This is a genomic window from Proteiniphilum sp. UBA5463 (assembly GCF_002427225.1).
In the GTDB taxonomy this organism is placed as follows: Bacteria; Bacteroidota; Bacteroidia; order Bacteroidales; family Dysgonomonadaceae; genus Proteiniphilum; species Proteiniphilum propionicum.
In genome coordinates, this window is the sequence record NZ_DIQL01000062.1 from 47,257 (window position 1) to 67,170 (window position 19,914).

At 41.9% G+C, this 19,914-nt stretch carries 13 protein-coding genes; 8 read left to right on the plus strand and 5 right to left on the minus strand.

Annotation, left to right across the window (positions count from 1 at the left end):
• Nucleotides 1–5 precede the first annotated feature (5 nt).
• From B3B27_RS11405 to B3B27_RS11425, 5 genes are all read left to right on the plus strand, one after another.
• A complete protein-coding gene (locus B3B27_RS11405; protein WP_286847476.1) occupies nt 6–1,346 on the plus strand; it encodes a hypothetical protein in 1,341 nt (446 codons plus the stop codon).
• 115 nt (nt 1,347–1,461) lie between these two features.
• Nucleotides 1,462–2,826, plus strand: coding sequence for a tetratricopeptide repeat protein (locus B3B27_RS11410; protein ID WP_238868028.1), 1,365 nt, complete (start codon nt 1,462–1,464; stop codon nt 2,824–2,826).
• 24 nt (nt 2,827–2,850) lie between these two features.
• Nucleotides 2,851–3,525: an LPS export ABC transporter periplasmic protein LptC gene (gene lptC / locus B3B27_RS11415; protein ID WP_286844900.1), complete on the plus strand. Its 675-nt coding sequence runs from the start codon at nt 2,851–2,853 to the stop codon at nt 3,523–3,525.
• Nucleotides 3,526–3,537: 12 nt separating this feature from the next.
• Complete coding sequence (locus B3B27_RS11420; RefSeq protein ID WP_286847477.1) at nt 3,538–4,824, plus strand: hemolysin family protein; 1,287 nt, start codon at nt 3,538–3,540, stop codon at nt 4,822–4,824.
• A gap of 118 nt (nt 4,825–4,942) precedes the next feature.
• Complete coding sequence (locus tag B3B27_RS11425) at nt 4,943–7,072, plus strand: peptidylprolyl isomerase (protein WP_238868025.1); 2,130 nt, start codon at nt 4,943–4,945, stop codon at nt 7,070–7,072.
• 106 nt (nt 7,073–7,178) lie between these two features.
• On the opposite strand, the gene B3B27_RS11430 is transcribed toward B3B27_RS11425, so the two are convergent.
• From B3B27_RS11430 to B3B27_RS11450, 5 genes are all read right to left on the minus strand, one after another.
• On the minus strand, nt 7,179–8,843 hold the full coding sequence (locus B3B27_RS11430; protein ID WP_286833892.1) for a diphosphate--fructose-6-phosphate 1-phosphotransferase: 1,665 nt from the start codon (nt 8,841–8,843) through the stop codon (nt 7,179–7,181).
• 226 nt (nt 8,844–9,069) lie between these two features.
• Nucleotides 9,070–11,427: an ATP-dependent helicase gene (locus B3B27_RS11435; RefSeq protein ID WP_286847478.1), complete on the minus strand. Its 2,358-nt coding sequence runs from the start codon at nt 11,425–11,427 to the stop codon at nt 9,070–9,072.
• 96 nt (nt 11,428–11,523) lie between these two features.
• Nucleotides 11,524–11,994, minus strand: coding sequence for a hypothetical protein (locus B3B27_RS11440; protein ID WP_238868022.1), 471 nt, complete (start codon nt 11,992–11,994; stop codon nt 11,524–11,526).
• A gap of 115 nt (nt 11,995–12,109) precedes the next feature.
• Nucleotides 12,110–14,698, minus strand: coding sequence for a DNA mismatch repair protein MutS (gene mutS, locus B3B27_RS11445; protein WP_238869522.1), 2,589 nt, complete (start codon nt 14,696–14,698; stop codon nt 12,110–12,112).
• 173 nt (nt 14,699–14,871) lie between these two features.
• Nucleotides 14,872–15,561 carry an SIR2 family NAD-dependent protein deacylase gene (locus B3B27_RS11450; protein ID WP_238868021.1) on the minus strand — a complete coding sequence of 230 codons (690 nt, stop codon included), beginning with the start codon at nt 15,559–15,561 and terminating at the stop codon, nt 14,872–14,874.
• A 107-nt stretch (nt 15,562–15,668) separates the two neighbouring features.
• Here B3B27_RS11450 and B3B27_RS11455 point away from each other — a divergent pair, with 107 nt between their 5' ends.
• The 3 genes from B3B27_RS11455 to B3B27_RS11465 all read left to right on the plus strand — a co-directional run.
• On the plus strand, nt 15,669–16,253 hold the full coding sequence (locus B3B27_RS11455) for an FKBP-type peptidyl-prolyl cis-trans isomerase (protein WP_238868020.1): 585 nt from the start codon (nt 15,669–15,671) through the stop codon (nt 16,251–16,253).
• 26 nt (nt 16,254–16,279) lie between these two features.
• Nucleotides 16,280–17,299, plus strand: a complete 1,020-nt coding sequence (locus tag B3B27_RS11460; RefSeq protein ID WP_238868019.1) for an FKBP-type peptidyl-prolyl cis-trans isomerase — start codon at nt 16,280–16,282, stop codon at nt 17,297–17,299.
• A 657-nt stretch (nt 17,300–17,956) separates the two neighbouring features.
• The coding region (locus tag B3B27_RS11465) for a SusC/RagA family TonB-linked outer membrane protein (protein ID WP_286847480.1) at nt 17,957–19,914 on the plus strand (1,958 nt) is incomplete at its 3' end.

A 19,914-nucleotide genomic window follows, 5' to 3' on the forward strand; every position in this document is an offset into this window, starting at 1 on the left:
AACAGATGATTATTAGGAAAAAACGTTTCTCTTTGTTGATCGCTTTTCTTACGGTTGCCGCTGTTGTTTTTGCACAACATGTGGGCTCCAATTCTCCCTATAGCAGATATGGGTATGGACTTCTGTCTAACCCGGCGTTCGGCGCTTCCGAGGCTATGGGCGGAATCAGTTACGGGTTGCGCAGAAGCCAACAGGTAAACCCCGGCAACCCTGCATCCTATTCAGAGATTGATTCACTAACATTTATCTTTGATATGGGGGTATCGGGACATTTGGCACATATGGATGACGGTACAAACAGGCGTGATTTCTATAATGGCAATCTTGATTATATAGCCATACAGTTTCCGCTTTTCCGAAATGTTGGTGCCGGCATAGGGCTTCTTCCCTACTCAAAGATGGGATATGAATATGGTGCATCACGTTCATTGCCCGACTCACACTATATTGAAGCCTACAGGGGATCTGGGGGGTTAAGTCGCGTTTTCAGCGGGTTTGCATGGGAGCCAATACAAAATTTATCTGTGGGGGCAAATTTTTCCTATCTGTTTGGCAATTTTTCACGCAGCAGTGTGGTTACCCCCACATCTGCATCTGCACTGGTGAGCGAAACAAAATATATGTACACTATACGTGATTTGAAATATGATTTTGGTATTCAGTTCACCTATCCGTTAGGCAAGTCGCGGGAATTGACATTCGGGGCAGTATATTCTCCCGAAATAAATACAAAAGCCGATGTTAATCCCTCCAAGATGCTTTATACCGGAGATCCTTATCAGAATCCCTGGTTATCACCTTCTCAGGTATTGGCCACAGATACGTTGCGAAAAGCAAACTTTCAGTTGCCTCATACTTTTGGTGCAGGTGTTACATACAGAAGAGGGAACCTATTGGTTGGGCTTGACGGAACCTACCAGTTATGGAAAAATACAAAATATCCTGATCTGCTAGATGATATGGCTGAAAAAGACCGTTTCAACAACTCATACCGTTTTAATGCCGGCCTGGAGTACGTGAAAGATCCTATGAGCCCAAATTTTTTTCATCGTATACGTTTTAGAGGAGGGGTCTCTTACGAAAATTCCTATACCAACTTCAACATTAACGAGCCTGTTAGCGGTAAAGATGTAGGTATGGGAACCTTCAGCGAGTATGGTGTAAATGTGGGGGTTGGATTGCCCTTTCTCGACTATATGTCCGGCCGCACCTCAATGCTGAACATTGGGTTTGGCTACACAAGGCAGCAGCCAGATGCTGATTTTATGATCTCTCAGGATATGTTTAAGATATCAATAAATGTTAATATTAATGAGCTATGGTTCTTTAAACGGCAGTTTAATTAAATAATCTATCAGCTTGAAAATGAAGAAAAGTATCTAAATGATTAAACTTTTCTTTTAACATTTTGTCAAAACCTCAACAGAGAAATGAAGGAAACAATTTAAAACATTAAGTAATATGAAAAAATTATTATTATCTGGTTTCGTGGCTATCATAACGATAGTTGGCGCTGGCGCCCAGAAAGCAGGATACGATCCTGTAAAAGCACCTTTCGGACACGGACAGGATAGTATTGACTGTCGTCAGAATTTAAGCCTAATGCAAACATCAGCCAAAGCTGAGGCCTATGAGGGTGCTTTGAAGCCATGGGCTTCAGTATATGAAAAATGCCCCGGGTCGAGTAAAAATATCTACATCTACGGCCCTCGCATTTTCAAGTCTCTCTACGAGAGTGAGGCTAATGAAGCAAAGAAAAAAGAATATCTGGATAAGGTTATGGAGATTTATGATACACGGATTAAATACTTTGGAGAAGAAGATGCCAAAGGAACCATCCTTGCATTCAAGACATATGACTATCTAGAGATGATGGGATCCAAGGCCGATCAGGGAGTTGTTTACGATTGGTTAGGAGAGGCAATAGGTGAAATGAAAGGCAAAATGTATCCCCTTGATGCATATTCATACTATATGGTGGCTTCTCTAAGCGAATACCTGAACGATAATTCGAAAAAAGACCGTTTCATAAAAGACTATTTCATGGTAATGGGATACGTTGATCAGGCTATTGCCGATGCAAATGCAGCTGATGATAAGGCTAACGCCGATTATCTAGGAATGGTTAAAGATGGAATAGTTAAAGCATTTGTGGGTAGTGGCGCGGGAGACTGCAAGACACTCACCGAATATTATGCCGATAAGGTAGAGCCAAACAAAACAGACAAAGTGTTCCTCAACGAAGTGCTTAATGCACTGGGATCTGTAGGTTGTTCTGAAACCGATCTCTATTTTTCCACTTCAGAGTATTTGTACGAGCTTGAGCCTTCTGCTGGTGCTGCCATAGGGCTTGCCAACAAGAGCCTGAGGGACAAAGATTACGATACTGCTTTGAAATATTACGAGGATGCAGCCAGGATGGAGACCGATAAAAATAAGTCTTCCGATTACATGATGCAGCTTGCCGGTATATTTTCTAACCAGAGAAATTTCGCCAAAGCAAGGCAAGCAGCATATGATGCGTTGGAATATAATCCCAACAACGGTGAAGCATATATTCTGATCGCTCAGTTGTATGCCAGCTCAGCTAACAATATATTCTCCGAACCTGAAAAAGCTGGTTTGGTTTATCTTGCTGCTGTTGATAAGCTTCAAAAAGCGAGAGCTGTTGATCCCAGCGTAGCTTCTAAGGCAAACAGCCTTATCAACAGGTATTCAGCTGCTTTCATGGATGCCGAGACGGCCTTTATGATGGGAATAAAAGCTGGTGAATCTATATTTATCCCTGGTTGGATTGGTGAAACCACAACCGTACGGTTGAGATAATAATGAAAACAAACAGGAAAAGTGTTGAATAAACAACACAATATAAGATACAAACGGCTCATAACAACCACCTTTATTGTGGTTGTTATGTCGCTTTATTTTATATCTTGTAAAGACAAGAACGAAGATCTTGTGGCATTTGATTACAACTCTGAGCTTGTTCCCACAATGGTCACTGACACTATCTCAACACTTATTTCCGACTCCGGCATTACCCGTTATAAACTGGTTGCTGATGTATGGATGGTATTCGACAAGGCAAAGGAACCTTACTGGTTTTTCCCCGAAGGGCTCTATCTGGAGCAGTTTGCACCCGATTTTGAAATTGAGGCAACGATAGAAGCAGATACCGCATGGTATTACAGCACCAAAGATATGTGGAGGCTGAAGAAAAACGTCCATGTTGAAAACATGAAGGGAGAGCAATTCGACAGTGATGAACTTTTCTGGGATAAAGAAAGTGCTAAAGTTTATTCAGATGCATATATTGAGATAAAGAGTGGCGAAAAGGAGATAAAGGGCTATGGATTTGAATCTAACCAGTCGATGACAGAATATCGAATATTCCGTCCCCACGACGGTATATTCCTGTTTTCAGATAACCCACCCTCAGACACGTTAGAGTCCGGAGCACTAATTGAACCGGATGTAGAACCTGTATTGTCAGACAAAGTGCAACAGGTTGATAAAAACAGATAAAAAACATAACAAATGCCGGATTCTTTGCTAATAGGGTGGTGGATTGCATTTATTATTCTTTCCCTGTTCTTTTCAGGCATTGAAGAGGCATTCACTTCCTCAGACAAGCTTAGATATGCTGTAGGAAACCAATCTGCAGGCTTTTACAACTACTTGCTTAATGCTATTTACCGCCATCCGAGAAAGTTCCTTACATCGCTAATGACAGGGAAGGTGATCGCGCTGGTGTTTTTTGTATATTTCACAATCCTCATCTCTCACCATAAGCTTGATGGCATAGTGCAAAGCTCCCTGTTACGACTGTTGCTAGTCATTATATGTGTAACAATCATTACTTTGCTTACCGGTGAATATATTCCACGCATCCTGTTCAGGAGTAACCCCAATTTTTGGGTGAACCTTCTTATTATTCCTGCTTTTATTTTTTACATACTATTGTATCCATTCGCGTCATTTTTCGTACTGCTTTCACGACTGGTATTGAAACTGTTTGGCATCCGCCCGCCTGAATCGAATCAGAAAGCATTCACCAGGGTTGACTTCGATACCTATCTGAAGAAGAGTATCGACGATATGGGAAAAGAGAGAGATGTTGACTCCGAGGTTAAAATTTTCCGTAACGCGCTTGAGTTCTCTACCATGAAAATAAGGGATTGTATGATTCCGAGGGCAGATATCGTGGGGGTTAGCTTAGATACAGACCTGAATACGCTGAAAGAAAAATTTATTGAGACAGGTATCTCCAGAATTCTTGTCTTTAAAGAAGATATAGACAATATTGTAGGTTACATTCACATGTGGGAGATTTTTAATAACCCTAAGGACTGGACAAACAATGTGGCTACAATCTCCTTTGTTCCCGAAAGCATGCCGGCAAACCGGCTTATGAGCGATCTGATGCAACAGCATAAAAGCATAGCAGTGGTAGTGGATGAGTTTGGCAGCACATCGGGCATTGTGACCATGGAAGATCTGGTGGAAGAGATTTTCGGGGATATTGAAGATGAATACGATGTGGAATCGAAATTCGTGAAACAGGAGGGAGAGAACGAATTTATTTTATCGGGCCGTGTAGAGATCGACCACCTTAACGATGTGTATAATCTTGATATTCCGGAATCTGACGAATACTCAACCATAGCAGGATATCTTCTGCATCACACTCAACGTTTTCCAAAGACTTATGAGAAAATAACCATTGGGAAACTGACTTTCAAAATACTGAAAGTTACAGCACGTAAAATTGAGGTAGTGCGATTAACAACAGTAAACGACAGAGACGACAAAATAACATTTTAATGCGATTCATGCTCATATTTCTTAAAAAAAATATCTTTATCTGCTTTATTTTTACTAACTTCGTGCCCTCATTTGAGTCAGTATTTTTAATGTTTAAAAAGTTATAAAAGATAGTTAAATGGCTACTTTACAAAAGATCAGAGATAAAGGTGCACTTCTGGTAATAGTTATTGGCGTTGCGCTTCTTGCGTTTGTTTTGGGAGACCTGTTCACATCAGGATCGACTTTTTTAGGAAAAGTGCGCGACAAGGCGTTCCTGGTTAACGGAGAGGTTATATCTACACAGAAATATGCCGATAAGATCACGGAGTTCGAGGAGTTTCAAAAGATGGTCAGCGGTCAGACATCACTCGATGAGAATATCTCTTCCCAGATCCGTGAGGCAGTGTATCAGCAAATGGTCCGTGAACGTCTTCTTGCTCATCAAACAAAAAAATTAGGTCTCACAGTTACAAAAAAAGAGATCAACGACCTGGTACACGGAGAATTTATTTCACCTGTATTGCAGCAGCTGCCTTTTTTCATTGATCCGCAAACAGGAATATTCAGTCGTCAGGCACTCGTCGATTTTATAAATACCATAAACATGCCAAGCCCCAATCCTCAGGAGCAGGCTTTAGTGAACAGATACAAATCATTGTGGCTCTTCATAGAAGAGATGGTAAGAACACAGCGGCTTGAGGAGAAGTACATTTCATTGTTGTCTAATGTAGTTATTGTGAACGAAATGGAGGCAAAGACCTCTTTCGAACTCTCACAGCAAAACGCAGACATAGAGTATGTAATGCAGAGCTACTTTACTATTCCCGATTCGGCTGTAACAGTTACCGATAGCGATATAAAGGCATTTTACGATAAGCATAAAAAATCGTTCAGGCTTGAGACTCCACTTGTTAAACTCTCTTACTTCACTAAGGAGATTGTTCCTAGTGAGGAGGATTATGCAGAGGTGGGGGCCGAGTCTGAAAAAGCTTACACGGAATTACAGAACAGTGCAAACCCTGCTGCCATAGTAGCCGACTATTCAGACACCCCTTACAGGGATGTGTTTGTAAGCGAAATAATGCTAACCCCTGATCAGATAGAATTTGTACGTTCGGCAGAGATAGGCGAGATGTTCGGGCCTGCACGCGATGGAGATTCCTATCAGGTTTATAAGCTGATAGACAGAACAACAGCATCCGATTCTGTTCACCTCAGAATGATGGCTATACCCGATGCATCCGTTGTAGGGCAGGATTCGGCTGTGACAAACTTCACAGACAGCATATACGGATTATTGCGCGACGGGCATACTTTTGCCGATGTTGCAAACAGCCTCAATCCTTCCTCCAATGGCGGTGATGTTGGTTGGGCAAGAGAAATAGATCTTGTAACATTTGGTTCTGATTTCGTGAAAACGGTTTTTAACTCTCCGGTAGGCCAGCCGTTAAAGCTAGTGGTTCCCGGGCAGCAGCTTATTGTTCAGGTTGAAGAGAAAACCCGTCCTGTAAATAAATATAAGGTTGCGATAATCAATATGCCTGTCCCTGCAAGCGAGAAGACCTCAAACAATGTTGACAACGAATTAAATCAGTTTGTCTCAACACCAGGTGTAGGAGAAAAATTCAATGAACTGGCCTCTGAAAGAGGGTACATGGTTATGCCTAATGTCACTGTTTCTGCAAGCGATCACTCGCTTGCTCAGTTGCCTGGCTCTCGCCAGATTATTACGTGGGCAGCTAATGAAAAAAAACAGGGTACTGTTAAGAAGTTCGATCTTACCAATTTGAGGGTCATAGCCCGGGTTGAACAGGTGGTCCCTGCCGGCACAACACCTTTGTCCGAGGTCTCCTCAGGTATCCGCATGCAGCTGGTAAACAAGAAGAAAGCCGAGAAGATTATTGCCGGCTTGCAGTCAAAAAGCCTTTCATCAATAGATGACTATGCCTCCGGGATGAACTCAAGTGCCGACACCGTGCGTTTTGTAAACTTCAATACCCGCAATATTACAGGATTGGGTTTTGAGCCCGTGCTGAATGCAGTATCTGCTTTTGCGCCGCTTAATAAAATCATTGGCCCTATGGAAGGCAATATGGGTGTTTACGTAACAAAGGTTACCGGTCGTACCCAGGGTACTGAGGAATATAATGCCGAAGGACAGAAAAACATTATTATGAGTAATAATGCTTATCGCCTTCAGATGCAGTCTTTTGAAGTGTTGAAAAGAAAACTGGGGGTTGAAGATAATCGGCACAAATTCTTCTGATTCATTCCATTTTTATATTCACACTTCCGTAACAGACAATAAAAAAGGGGCGTCTTATGCAAGACGCCCCTTTTTTTAATATTCCATTTAATTTACTGTTCTGTAACTACTGTATCTCAATTTTGCCGGTTTGTTCCAGCTGCATTGTCTTACTCGGTTGATCGCATACTTCAGCAGGCCCGAAGTACTGTATAGGGCCCGGATATACATAGTCGGTAGCTTCAGCCCACTTGTCCCTCTGGCTTTTAAAGTATTTGAAAGGCGCTCCTTCCAGATCAACCAATGCTTTCTGAATAACCGGTTTTAATTCTCCGTTGCGGTGTTCCATATTCATCATCATGGTAATTGGTATTCCGCCTGCTATCCATTCGCTGGCCGGAGCAGTGGTATTACGTACTGATGACATGTACCCGGTCTTTCCTGCGGCAATAAGCATTGATGCCGTGTACCCGAGTGAATAACAGTAGTCGGCATCATAGTTAGAAGGTGCTGCACAACGTCCTTCATACCCAAAGAAGTGAGTGATGCTCGCGAATTTGCCATTATATTTTCCCTCTCCTTTCCATGTATCGAGGCGTTTTTTCACCATTTCAGCCAAAAGCTTCTCGGTCTCTATCAGCGAAACCTGCACATTACCGTGAGGGTCGCGATCAAGTGTAAGCTGGCGTGCAACCGTTTCCGGCAGGCTGGCATAGATCTCTGCATTCTCAGGCGACAGCTTGCTGATTATATAGTCGCGTTTTCCTGAGCGGCGAACCAGATCAAACTCTTCCTGGTTATCAGCAAGGAAATCATTCAGTTCCCTGATCAATTTTTTCATTGCCGGTATAAACTCTATCAAACCTTCAGGAATTACCACAGTCCCAAAATTCAACCCTGCCTCGGCTCGTTTTGCTATTACCCCGGCAATATAGTCAATTATATCATCCAGAGATTGCTTTTTTGATTCAACCTCTTCCGAGACGATGCATATATTTGGATGTGTTTGCAGTGCGCACTCCAGGGCAATATGCGAAGCAGACCGGCCCATTACCTTTATAAAGTGCCAGTATTTTCGTGCCGAGTTGCAATCGCGTTGAATGTTCCCAATCAATTCGGAATATACTTTGCATGCCGTATCGAATCCGAAAGAGGTCTCAATCTGTTCGTTCTTGAGGTCGCCATCAATGGTTTTAGGGCATCCTATAACCTGTACTCCTGCGTTTATTGATTCATAGTATTCTGCCAGTACACAGGCGTTTGTGTTTGAGTCATCTCCTCCAATTATTACCAATGCTTTTATATTCAGCTTTTTCAGTATCTCTAAACCCTTGTCGAATTGTTCTTCTGTTTCCAGCTTAGTACGTCCGGAACCAATTATATCGAATCCTCCCGTGTTGCGGTACTCATCAATTATACCGGATGTAAGTTCCTTATATTCGTGGTTTATCAGGCCTGCGGGACCAAGAATAAAACCATATAGTTTACTGTCAGGATGCAATCTTTTTATTCCATCGAAAAGTCCAGCAATCACATTGTGTCCACCCGGAGCCTGTCCGCCCGAGAGAATTACACCGACATTCACCGGTTCATCCATTCCCGGTTTACCGGTTGTCCTGATGAATTTTACGATTGGCATTCCATAGGTGTGAGGGAAAAGTTGCTCTATTTCTTTCTGATCGTTTACCGAATCAGTAGCGGCACCCTCTTCAATTGTCACATTGTCCATTAATCCTTCAGGCATTTTGGGCTCATAGCTTGCCCGTGCAATTTGTAAAGCGCTTTTTGTCATTGAAATGAATTTTATGATTATTTTCTAACTTTAAATGCAGTTCGTTCGAATCGAACCCCAAAAATACTATTTTTTCCTCAAAATAGTGAATATTTTCGATAAGTTAATAGAGCAGAAGTCAAGTAAAAATCAAAATTTCCAACTTCAGTGAACAATTTCGCCTTATTTGCTATTATTATGATAATACATGATTAAGGCAAAGTAAGTGAGAAGTTACTGCCCATGGCTATTTATCGCTGTTTGTGGTCCCAACAATGGTAAATTTCGCGAATTTAAGCAACAGCTGTTTTCTCCCTGCAGAATCGAACTCCACAAAGGCACGTCGGTCGTTGCCACTCATCTCGATAGATGTAACCACGCCGCGGCCGAATCTTTCATGTTCAATTATATGGCCTACAGCCAACTCTTTAGCCTCTTCCGATAATGGTATATTTGAAGGCCTGTCATGCACGGGGACAAATTTTCTTTGAGAAGTTACCCGGGAAGCGGGAGCGTTTTTTTTCTGAAACCGGCTCTCTCGTCCCAGCCGTTCTTCACGCATCGTACCCCAGAAATCATCCGATGGTGCAGAACGTGTAGCACCGGAGGCAGCAGAACTTTCCATGGAGATAAACGACCTGTCAATATCATTCAGGAACCTGCTCTCCTTAGCCTGGTTGATAACCCCGTTTTTAAACCTGCTTTTTGCGTAGGTGATGGTACATGTTTTCTTTGCCCTGGTAATTGCCACGTAAAACAGGCGGCGCTCCTCTTCCAGCCCCCGTATTTCTGATTTTGCCATTGCCGAAGGGAACAGATCTTCCTCCATACCCACTACGAAAACATGATTAAATTCAAGCCCCTTCGCTGAATGGACTGTCATAAGGGTCACCTTTTCATTATCAGCTTCCTTGTCTGTATCCAGGTCTGTCAGAAGTGACACTTCCGAAAGAAAATCGGCCAGCTGAACTTTCTCCTCACCCTCCTCCAGCCTGGAGGTAACAAACTCGTTTATTGCGTTGAGCAGCTCCTGAATATTTTGCATGCGGCTCATCCCCTCGGGTGTCATATCATCGTATGCATCCTTAGCAATTCCGCTGTCTTTAATCACTTCCTGCGCCAGCTCATAAGCGTTGAGCGCATCATTTTTATTGATAAAATCGCTGATAAGTTGATGGAAACCAGCCAGTTTTTTTGCTGTTCCAGTGTTCACATCCAGATTATAATCCAATGGTGAAGCCACTATGCTCCAAAGGCTAGTGTTATGAAGTTGTGCTGCCGAAGAGATCTTACCAAGCGTTACATCGCCTATTCCCCGTGAAGGATATTTGATGACGCGACGAAAAGCATCTTCGTCATTGGGATTCACAATTAGGCGGAAGTAGCTGATTACATCTTTTATCTCTTTACGCTGATAGAACGATAATCCGCCGTAAATTCGGTAAGGTATATTGTTCTTTCTCAACGCCTCCTCAAAGATACGTGACTGGGCGTTTGTACGGTACAGAATGGCAAAATCACTGAAAGCATCATGATCTTCAAGCCTCCTCCGGGCTATTTTGTTTGAGACAATGAGGCCCTCTTCGAAATCGGAAAAAGCACTTTTGATTTCAATTTTCTCCCCCTTTTCGTTTTCAGAGAACACCTCTTTGTAAATCTGTTCTGTGTTCTTTTTTATAAGGCTGTTCGCTGCATTCACTATATTTTGTGTAGAGCGGTAGTTCCGTTCAAGTTTAAAAGTCCGTGTTTCAGGGAAGTTGGATTTGAAATTCAGGATATTATCGATTTTTGCACCTCGAAACGAATAGATACTCTGCGCATCATCACCCACCACACATACTCTGTGGTGCACATCGGCAAGCTGTTTTACAATAAGATGCTGTGCAAAGTTGGTGTCCTGATATTCATCCACCAGAATATATTGAAACTGATTGCGGTATTTCTCCAGCACATCCTTATGGTCGCGGAATAAAATATTTGTGTACATCAGCAAGTCGTCAAAATCCATGCTGTTCCCCGTTCTAAGCCTGTTCTGGTACTGCTGGTATATCTCAAAGAGCATTGGGCGCCCGGACTTGCGGTCGAACTGCATTATCTCAGCGTTGGTTTCGTACATGGCAGGGGTTATAAGGCTGTTTTTGGCCCGCGATATCTGTCCATGTACCGGCCCCGGCCTGTATATTTTGTCATCAAGGCCCATATCCTTTATGATAAGCCTTATCAGGTTGTTTGAGTCAGATGAATCGAATATGGTGAAATTCGACTGGAATCCAATGGCTTCTGCCTCATTGCGCAAAATGCGCGAAAAGATTGAGTGGAAGGTGCCCATCCAGAGGCTGCGTGCTCTTTTTTCGCCTACCAGTCCAGAGATACGCGATTTCATTTCGCGTGCGGCTTTATTGGTAAATGTGAGGGCAAGTATGTAGTATGGAGGGAGGCCCTGTTCAAGCAGATAGGCTATCTTATATGTAAGCATACGTGTTTTCCCGGATCCTGCACCCGCTATCACGAGTGACGGTCCGTCGCAAAACTCTACGGCTGCCCGTTGCGCATCGTTCAGTTGATTAAGCAACTCTGAATATGAATTCTTTTTGGTTTTGTACATAACCACAAAAGTACGAATTTTAGGTGTAACATAATAAAAAAACCGCTCCCTGCTGAGAGCGGTTTTTATGATGATTATCAATAACCGTTACATATTTTATTTGAATATGTAGCGCAGGCTTAGAGCGAAACCGCTGAACCAGTAATCGTTATAGTCGTTGGTAAAGTTAAACGACGGTTTCCAGTCGAGTGAAACATTGAATGGAGCACCCGGGAATTTGTATTCAAGCCCGCCAATCAGATCAGCTCCAATAAGAAATGAGTTACTGTAACGATCCTTGTCATAGTGTATTCCCCCAAGATGTGCACCAAGTCCCACATACCAATCCAGTCCCGGTGCATCAGGAACCGGTTGATGGTATTCGTATAATCCTGTCAACTGGAAATATCGGGGAGATGCCGAGAGAATAAACTCACCAGCACTTGCCGGTGCAATAAAGTGTTTCAGTGATAAACCACTATCGTATCCTAATCTGACACCAAATGCAGTTTGATAACTCTGAGCGTTGAGTGTGGTGGCAAAAGCCGTAATCAAAAGCCCGGCTATAAATAGTTTTCTTAGTTTCATAAGTTAATGTTTAAATTAATACCAATTCTATTTGTATCTTTATTCGTTTTGGTTTGTAAGTATGATAACAAATTAACGGTTGATTTGTTTTGTGGCTATTGAATTTATCCCTGTCTCACTTCCCCTTTACAATCTTCTTTATCTCGTTAAGCTTATTCAATGCTTCAATTGGCGTTAAATTATTTACGTCTAAGTTCATGATTTCATCACGTACCTGGCTCAGTATAGGGTCGTCAAGCTGGAAAAAGCTTAGCTGATAACCTTCCCGTTTTTTTATAAAGTCGTTGATCGGTTTTTTTATGCCATCTTTTCTGTTTGCCGTCTCCATCTCACCCAGGATAGCATCTGCACGTTTGGTTATGCTTTGCGGCATTCCGGCCATTTTTGCGACATGAATCCCAAAGCTGTGTTCGCTTCCTCCCGGAACAAGCTTCCTTAGGAAGATCACTTTCTTGTCTATCTCTTTTACGGCCACATTGTAGTTTTTTATCCGTTTAAACGTTTTCTCCATCTCGTTAAGCTCGTGGTAATGCGTGGCGAAAAGTGTTTTTGCCCGTGCCTTTGGGTTTTCGTGTATATATTCCACTATGGCCCATGCAATAGATATCCCATCGTAGGTGCTTGTACCCCTCCCCAGCTCGTCGAACAGGATAAGGCTTCTGTCCGAAAGGTTGTTAAGGATGTTAGCGGCTTCGTTCATCTCAACCATGAATGTTGATTCTCCCAGTGAGATGTTGTCTGATGCGCCCACACGTGTAAAAATTTTATCTACCAGCCCTATCTTCGCTGATTCAGCAGGAACAAAACTGCCAGTTTGTGCCATAAGCGTTATAAGTGCCGTCTGTCTCAGCAGGGCCGATTTCCCTGCCATATTAGGCCCAGTAATAATAATAATCTGTTGTGAGTCTCTGTCCAGATATACATCGTTCGCAATAAATGGCTCGTCCGGTGGGAGCTGCCTTTCGATTACAGGGTGGCGCCCTTCTTTAATATCAATGACGTCTGTTTCGTTTATTTCAGGGCGCATATAGCGGTTTTGCTGTGCCACATTTGCATATGACAGCAGGCAGTCGGCACGTGCAATAATACCTGCGTTTGCCTGGATAGCCGGAATATACTCTATCAGGCTTTCCGTCAGTGAAGCATAGATTTGATTTTCGAGTGAAATAATTTTCTCTTCCGCACCCAGAATCTTCTCTTCATAGACTTTCAATTCTTCAGTTATATATCTTTCCGCGCTTACCAGTGTCTGTTTGCGGGTCCAGTCTGCAGGAACCTTATCTTTGTGTGTGTTGCGCACCTCAATGTAATATCCGAACACGTTGTTGAAGGCCACCTTCAGTGAAGGTATACCTGTCTTTTCACTCTCGCGCTGCTGGAGTTGCATCAGGTAATCTTTCCCTGAATAGGCTATATCCCTGAGTTCGTCCAGTTCTTTGTTTACGTTTTTTCTTATATACCCTCCCTTGTTAAGCAGTGCAGGCGGATCGGGAACAATCTCTTTCTCAATTCGGTCGCGGATATCGGGACAAGGATCCAGTTTTTCACCCATTTCCCGCAGGCTGTTGTCGGCAGATGCCATAAATGCCTCTTTGATGGGCCCTACAGCCGTGAGTGCCACTTTAAGTTGTATCACCTCGCGGGGTGTAATTCTGCCTACCGCTGCTTTCGATACTATTCTTTCCAGATCGCCAATAAGTGAGAGTTGTTGAGCAAGAATCTTTTTCAGCTCCGGTTCTCGGAAAAAATACTCCACCACGTTCAGTCTCGCTTCAATCTGTTTTACATCTTTCAGTGGAAAAACAATCCAACGCCTCAGCAGTCGCGATCCCATGGGAGATATGGTTTTGTCCAGCACCTCAAGAAGGCTTTTCCCTCCCTCATTCATCGGTGAAATAAGTTCAAGATTACGTACCGTGAACTTGTCCAGCCTCACGAAACGTTCCTCCTCTATCCTGTTCAGGGTATTAATATGTTCAATCTGTGTGTGCTGTGTAATATCAAGGTATTGCATTATAGCTCCCGAAGCAATAATGCCCTGAGTGAGATTCTCCACACCGAAACCCTTCAGGTTTCTGGTTTGAAAGTGGGACTGGAGCCTTTCCCTTGCAGCATCTTCTGTGAAAATCCAGTCGTCCAGTTCAAATATAAGCCAGTTGGGGCCAAACGCCTCTTCAATTTTTTTCTTGTTACCCCTTTCAATCAGTACCTCTTTTGGGGTAAAGTTTGACAACAATTTGTCGATATCGTCTCGGGTACCTTCAGATGTAAGAAATTCGCCAGTAGAGATATCTAGAAAAGCAATTCCGAACAGGTTGTTTTTGGCAATATGAAGTGCGCACAAGAAATTATTTTCCTTGTGGTTCAGAATCGTGTCACTTATTGATACACCTGGAGTAACCAGTTCTGTAATACCCCGTTTTACCAGTTTTTTTGTCAGCTTCGGGTCCTCCAACTGATCACATATTGCAACGCGTTTCCCGGCGCGCACCAATTTAGGCAGATAGGTATCGAGTGCGTGGTGCGGAAATCCTGCCAGCTCAACAAACTGTGCTGCACCATTTGCCCTTCTCGTGAGCGTGATACCCAATATCTCCGATGCTGATATTGCATCATCAGAGAATGTCTCATAAAAATCTCCAACGCGAAACAGCAGAATAGCATCGGGATGCTGTTCCTTTATCTCGATGTACTGTTTCATCATTGGTGTTTCTGCAATTTTCTTTCCCACTAATTTTTCTCCTTGATAGGTTTTTCAAACAGCGAAATTACAAAAAAAACAGGACTATCGAAAAGCGTTTTCAATCCGTGATATTTCCGGTAAGTTAAAATGAAAAACAAATGGTCTCCGGTTTATTTTAATTCCTTTTCTTCAGGTTAGTCAAGAAGCAGCTGTTTTAACTCCTCTACCCCTTCCGATGCCCCTTTTTGAATATGATGAATATCATAGCGCCTTGTTTGCACATCTTTCGGATCAATCAGGTAAACCGGTATGTTTCTTTTAACGTAGTCAAGCAATCCCGCTGCCGGATAAACATTCATTGATGTTCCAATAATTACGAATATATCTGCCTGTCGGCACAACAGTTCCGCTTCCTGTATCATAGGAACCGCTTCTCCAAACCAAACAATATGCGGGCGCAGCTGGAATCCTTTTTCACACTTGTCACCCAGGTGAATGTCGCATTTCCCCGGTTCAATATCATATATCAGCGATTCATCGCCGGTAGATCGTACTTTCATCAGTTCCCCGTGCAGATGAAGCACCTTTTTACTTCCTGCTCTTTCATGCAGATTGTCGATGTTTTGGGTAATAATATGTACATCAAAATCTTTCTCAAGGGCTGCCAAACCATAGTGACCGCCGTTTGGTTCCGCTTTTAGCAGTTCTCTGCGTCGCATATTGTAAAAGTTCAAGACCAATTCCGGGTCTGTTTCAAACCCTTCAGGCGTAGCTACCTGTTCCACCGGATACTGTTCCCACAGTCCTCCTGAATCTCTGAAAGTAGCTATTCCGCTTTCGGCACTCATGCCTGCACCTGTTAATACAATCAATTTTTTTCGCATAAGATTTCACTTTTATCTTCAAATTTAGTTTTTTATGCCTAAAAACAAAATTATTTCATATTAAAATCGTACTTTTGTGTTTAAAAATCGAAAAAAGAAAAAAGTTGATGAATAAATTAAGCTACGCGCTGGGGATGAGTATGGCTTCCAACCTTATGAACTCGGGGCTCCGTGAACTAGATGTAGATTCTTTTGTTAAGGCATTTACAGATGTCATGAACAACACAAACCTCTCTATGAGCCCTCAGGAAGCAAATGAGGTAATACAGTCTTATTTCAGAAAAAAAGAAGATGAGATGCTTGTTGGTAATCTGAAGAAAGGAGAAGCTTTTCTGGAGGAAAACAAGAAAAGGGAGAATGTAATAACTCTTTCCAGCGGGCTGCAGTACAAAGTACTTACCAATGGGAACGGGGCTAAGCCCAAAGCTACCGACAGGGTAAAATGTCATTATCATGGCACACTTATCAACGGCAAGGTTTTTGACAGCTCTGTCGAAAGAGGCCAACCTGCAGTATTCGGGGTAAACCAGGTGATCAAAGGCTGGGTAGAAGCTTTGCAGCTTATGTCTGTTGGTTCTAAATGGAGATTATTTATTCCCTCTCATCTTGCATATGGAGAACAGGGAGCCGGGAACTCCATCGAACCCAACTCGACACTTATCTTCGATGTGGAATTATTAGGAATAGTATAAACAACATATTAAATATCAAAAGAACAATGAAAGGGAAAAATTTATTTTCAATTGCCGTTATGGCATTAGGCAGTGTCTTATTTATGTCCTGCAATACAGCATCAACCCCGAAAGCATCTTTGAATAACAGCATCGACAGTGTTTCTTACGCTTACGGTGTAAATCTTGCCGATCAGGGCGGATTAATCCAGTTCATGGAACAGATGGGTATTATTCAGAGTGCATCAAGTATTGAGTACGATTACCAGATGAGAATTGCTGCAGCTGACTCCTTGCAGAAGCAGACATTACAGAAAGAGATGAACGCTAAGATCGACTCTTTAAACAAGGTAAATGCACCTAAGTTAAACCAGTTTATCAAAGGTTTTCGTGAAGCAATGAGTGGCGGTGAAGAGAAAACTGCTTACATTCAAGGGTTAAGTATCGGTTCTCAGGTGTCTCAGCAGATGATACCACAGTTTAACCAGATGCTTTTCGGCGAAGATTCAACAAAGAAAATCAATAAAGATCAGCTGTTGTCAGGGCTTATTGGTACATTGAAAAACGAACAGCTTGCTATCTCAAAGATGGATGCAGGAGTGTTTGTCAATTCAGAAGTTGAAAAGGCTCAGGCCAGAGAAATGGCTCGGCAGGAGGAAGAGTTGAAGGTTCAGTACAAGGACAGCATTGCTGCAGGTGATGCATTTCTGGCAGAGAATGCCAAAAGAGAAGGTGTTGTAACGCTTCCCAGCGGATTGCAATATGAAATTCTTCGTGCCGGAACCGGAGCTGTTCCAACTGATACCGATAGAGTAAAGGTTAATTATCATGGTACGCTGATCAATGGAGTTGTGTTCGATAGCAGCGTCGACAGAGGAGAGCCTGCAACATTCGGCGTTACCCAGGTAATCCCCGGATGGACCGAAGCCCTCAAGCTGATGCCTGTCGGTTCTAAGTGGAGATTATATGTTCCCTACGATCTGGCTTATGGCGCACAAGACCGTGGCACCATCAAACCATTCTCCAATCTTGTTTTCGATGTGGAGTTACTGGGAATAGAGAAATAAGTTACTTCCTTAAGTATAAAACAAATATTAGGGGTGGCCGTCGGTCACCCTTTTTTTGTTAACTGTTTATGGATACTCTTCCTGCAAAAAGTAAATATAGTGAACCATAGGCTGTAAAAGTAAGGCGGAGTTAAGGTGAATAGCAGGCTGGAGAAAAGCCCGCTTTTTCTGCTAGTTATCTATATGTTTCAAAATTGCTGTTTGCATTGTTATTTTGATATAGATTGTCTCAAAATAGTATAAAAATAGCACGAAAACACTCTTTTGCTTGGATAATGTAGTTTAGGAATCATTATTCACAAATATTTTAATTTAATAGTTGCGACTATAAGAATATGTTAAAACATCAATTGCTCCATATTTTGTAACATTTAAAGAATAAATTAAGAAGTGTAAATTAAACACTATATCTAGTTTCAGTTTAATGTATTTTTAAAAAAAAAGTTGAAAAAATTATGTAATTCAAATAAATGATATATATTTGTAAAACGGTCTGAATTCTATATAAATGTTAATTGAAATCGAAATTATATAAATTAGAAAACGTGTGTGCAGCGAGAGCTGAAAAACAAGGAGTGTTAAGTTAAAACCACATTCATTAAATTAAAGTTTATAATAAAAAAAATTAGGAAAGTGTTTAATTTAAAAGTAGAGTTTATGAAAAAAAAACTATTTATGTTTTTAACCCTCTTCCTAGTAGGAATAGGGATTGTGCAGGCTCAGACACAAGTACGAGGTATTGTAGTGGATGAGAATGGAGACCCTGCGATTGGTGCAACCATACAAGTAAAAGGTACGACACAGGGAACTGTGACCAATGCTAATGGTAATTTTAATTTATCGGCACCGGCAGGTGGAACGCTGGTTGTTTCGTTTGTGGGATACGTAACGCAGGAAGTACCGGTTAGTACATACATAAGAGTAGCCTTGGTTACAGATTCAGAACTATTGGATGAAGTTATGGTTGTGGCATATGGTACAGCTAGGAAAAACACTTTTACAGGTTCTGCCAATGTTATTAAAAGCGATGTTATCGAAAAGCGTCAAGTTTCGAGTATAGGAAGTGCTCTATCTGGTGTTGCTCCTGGCATCCAAGTTTTTAATAACACTGCTCAACCGGGTGTAGATCCAGAAATACGTATTAGAGGGATTGGTTCATTAAATGCTTCTTCTGCTCCTCTTTGGGTTATTGATGATGTTCCCTATACAGGATTATTGAACAGTATTAACCCTGAAGACATTGAGACGATGACTATTCTGAAAGACGCTGCATCTGCGGCTTTGTATGGTTCTCGCGCAGCAAATGGTGTTATTATTGTTACAACTAAAAAAGGAAGAAGAAATCAAGCACCGGAAATTAATGTAAAATATACTATTGGCACAAGTGGACGTGCAATTTCTGAATACAAAAAATTAGGAGCTGCTCAATGGGCAGAAATGCAATGGGAAGCTTTGCGAAACAGAAGACCCGGAGGCGCGACAGATGCCGCAAATAACCAGTGGGCAACAGATAATTACGTGGCTCAGGTTGGAGGAATGGCTTATAACCCATTTTTCTTAAATGGCGCTGCGAACCCTAAACCAATAGGAACGGATGGTAAATTAGCTCCCGGAACAACTTTGATGTGGGATACAGATTGGTTTGATGCATTATCTCAAAGCCCCATTCGTCAAGAAACTCAATTTTCTTTAAGTGGTGGCACAAGTGGAACAAGATACCATGCATCTCTTAGTTATTTGGATGAAGATGCAATTACAATTGAATCAAATTTTAAAAGATATAGTGGCAGGTTATCAGTTGAGTCTGACATTAACAAATGGTTTAATACAAGCCTCAGTGTCGGCTTCACGAAAACAGAATCAAACTATCCTAACCAAACAGGGGCGGCATTCAATAACCCTTACTTGTTTGCAAGAGTAATAGCGCCAGTATACCCTGTTTATGCACATGATAATCAAGGAAATGTTATTATGGATAAAGACGGGAAACCAGAATTTGATTTTGGTAAAACTCGCCCCAATGGTAAGGATCAAAATCCACTTGCTACTACGATTTTAAATACATTATTGTATGAGCGCTCAACTATTGACCCGTCATGGATATCAACAATTACTTTTATGCCAGGATTTACGTTTAAAAATATTCTTGCAGTTAACCATTGGACTTCTACCGACGATCAAATGTATAGCCGGGTAGTAGGCGATGCAACAGGTACTGGCAGAATTTTCAAGACGAGATACAATACAATGACGGTTACTGCAAATCAAATTTTCAATTATGTAAAAACGTTTGCGAACACCCATTCTATCAATTTGACAGCGGGTCATGAATCTATAAAAACTGACCGTAGATATTTATATGGACAAAAAACAAACACATTCTCGGATGACTATCCTGAGTTTGACATGGCTTCCAATGTAAGTAATTTAAATTCACAACGAGATATTCTCACTCGCGAAAAATATATTGCGCGTTTAGGTTATGATTATTTGCAGAAATATTTCATAGAAGGAAGTTTCGCCCGTGAGGCATCTTCTCGTTTCCATAAAGATAATAGATGGGGAAGCTTTTGGTCAACAAGTGTAGGTTGGAGAATTTCAGAAGAAAGTTTTTT

Coding starts and splice junctions, on each gene's coding strand:
- B3B27_RS11405 (WP_286847476.1), top strand. CDS start 6: ATGATTATTAGGAAAAAACGTTTCTCTTTGTTGATCGCTTTTCTTACG.
- B3B27_RS11410 (WP_238868028.1), top strand. CDS start 1,462: ATGAAAAAATTATTATTATCTGGTTTCGTGGCTATCATAACGATAGTT.
- B3B27_RS11420 (WP_286847477.1), top strand. CDS start 3,538: ATGCCGGATTCTTTGCTAATAGGGTGGTGGATTGCATTTATTATTCTT.
- B3B27_RS11425 (WP_238868025.1), top strand. CDS start 4,943: ATGGCTACTTTACAAAAGATCAGAGATAAAGGTGCACTTCTGGTAATA.
- B3B27_RS11430 (WP_286833892.1), bottom strand. CDS start 8,843: ATGACAAAAAGCGCTTTACAAATTGCACGGGCAAGCTATGAGCCCAAA.
- B3B27_RS11435 (WP_286847478.1), bottom strand. CDS start 11,427: ATGTACAAAACCAAAAAGAATTCATATTCAGAGTTGCTTAATCAACTG.
- B3B27_RS11440 (WP_238868022.1), bottom strand. CDS start 11,994: ATGAAACTAAGAAAACTATTTATAGCCGGGCTTTTGATTACGGCTTTT.
- mutS (WP_238869522.1), bottom strand. CDS start 14,698: ATGATGAAACAGTACATCGAGATAAAGGAACAGCATCCCGATGCTATT.
- B3B27_RS11450 (WP_238868021.1), bottom strand. CDS start 15,561: ATGCGAAAAAAATTGATTGTATTAACAGGTGCAGGCATGAGTGCCGAA.
- B3B27_RS11455 (WP_238868020.1), top strand. CDS start 15,669: ATGAATAAATTAAGCTACGCGCTGGGGATGAGTATGGCTTCCAACCTT.
- B3B27_RS11460 (WP_238868019.1), top strand. CDS start 16,280: ATGAAAGGGAAAAATTTATTTTCAATTGCCGTTATGGCATTAGGCAGT.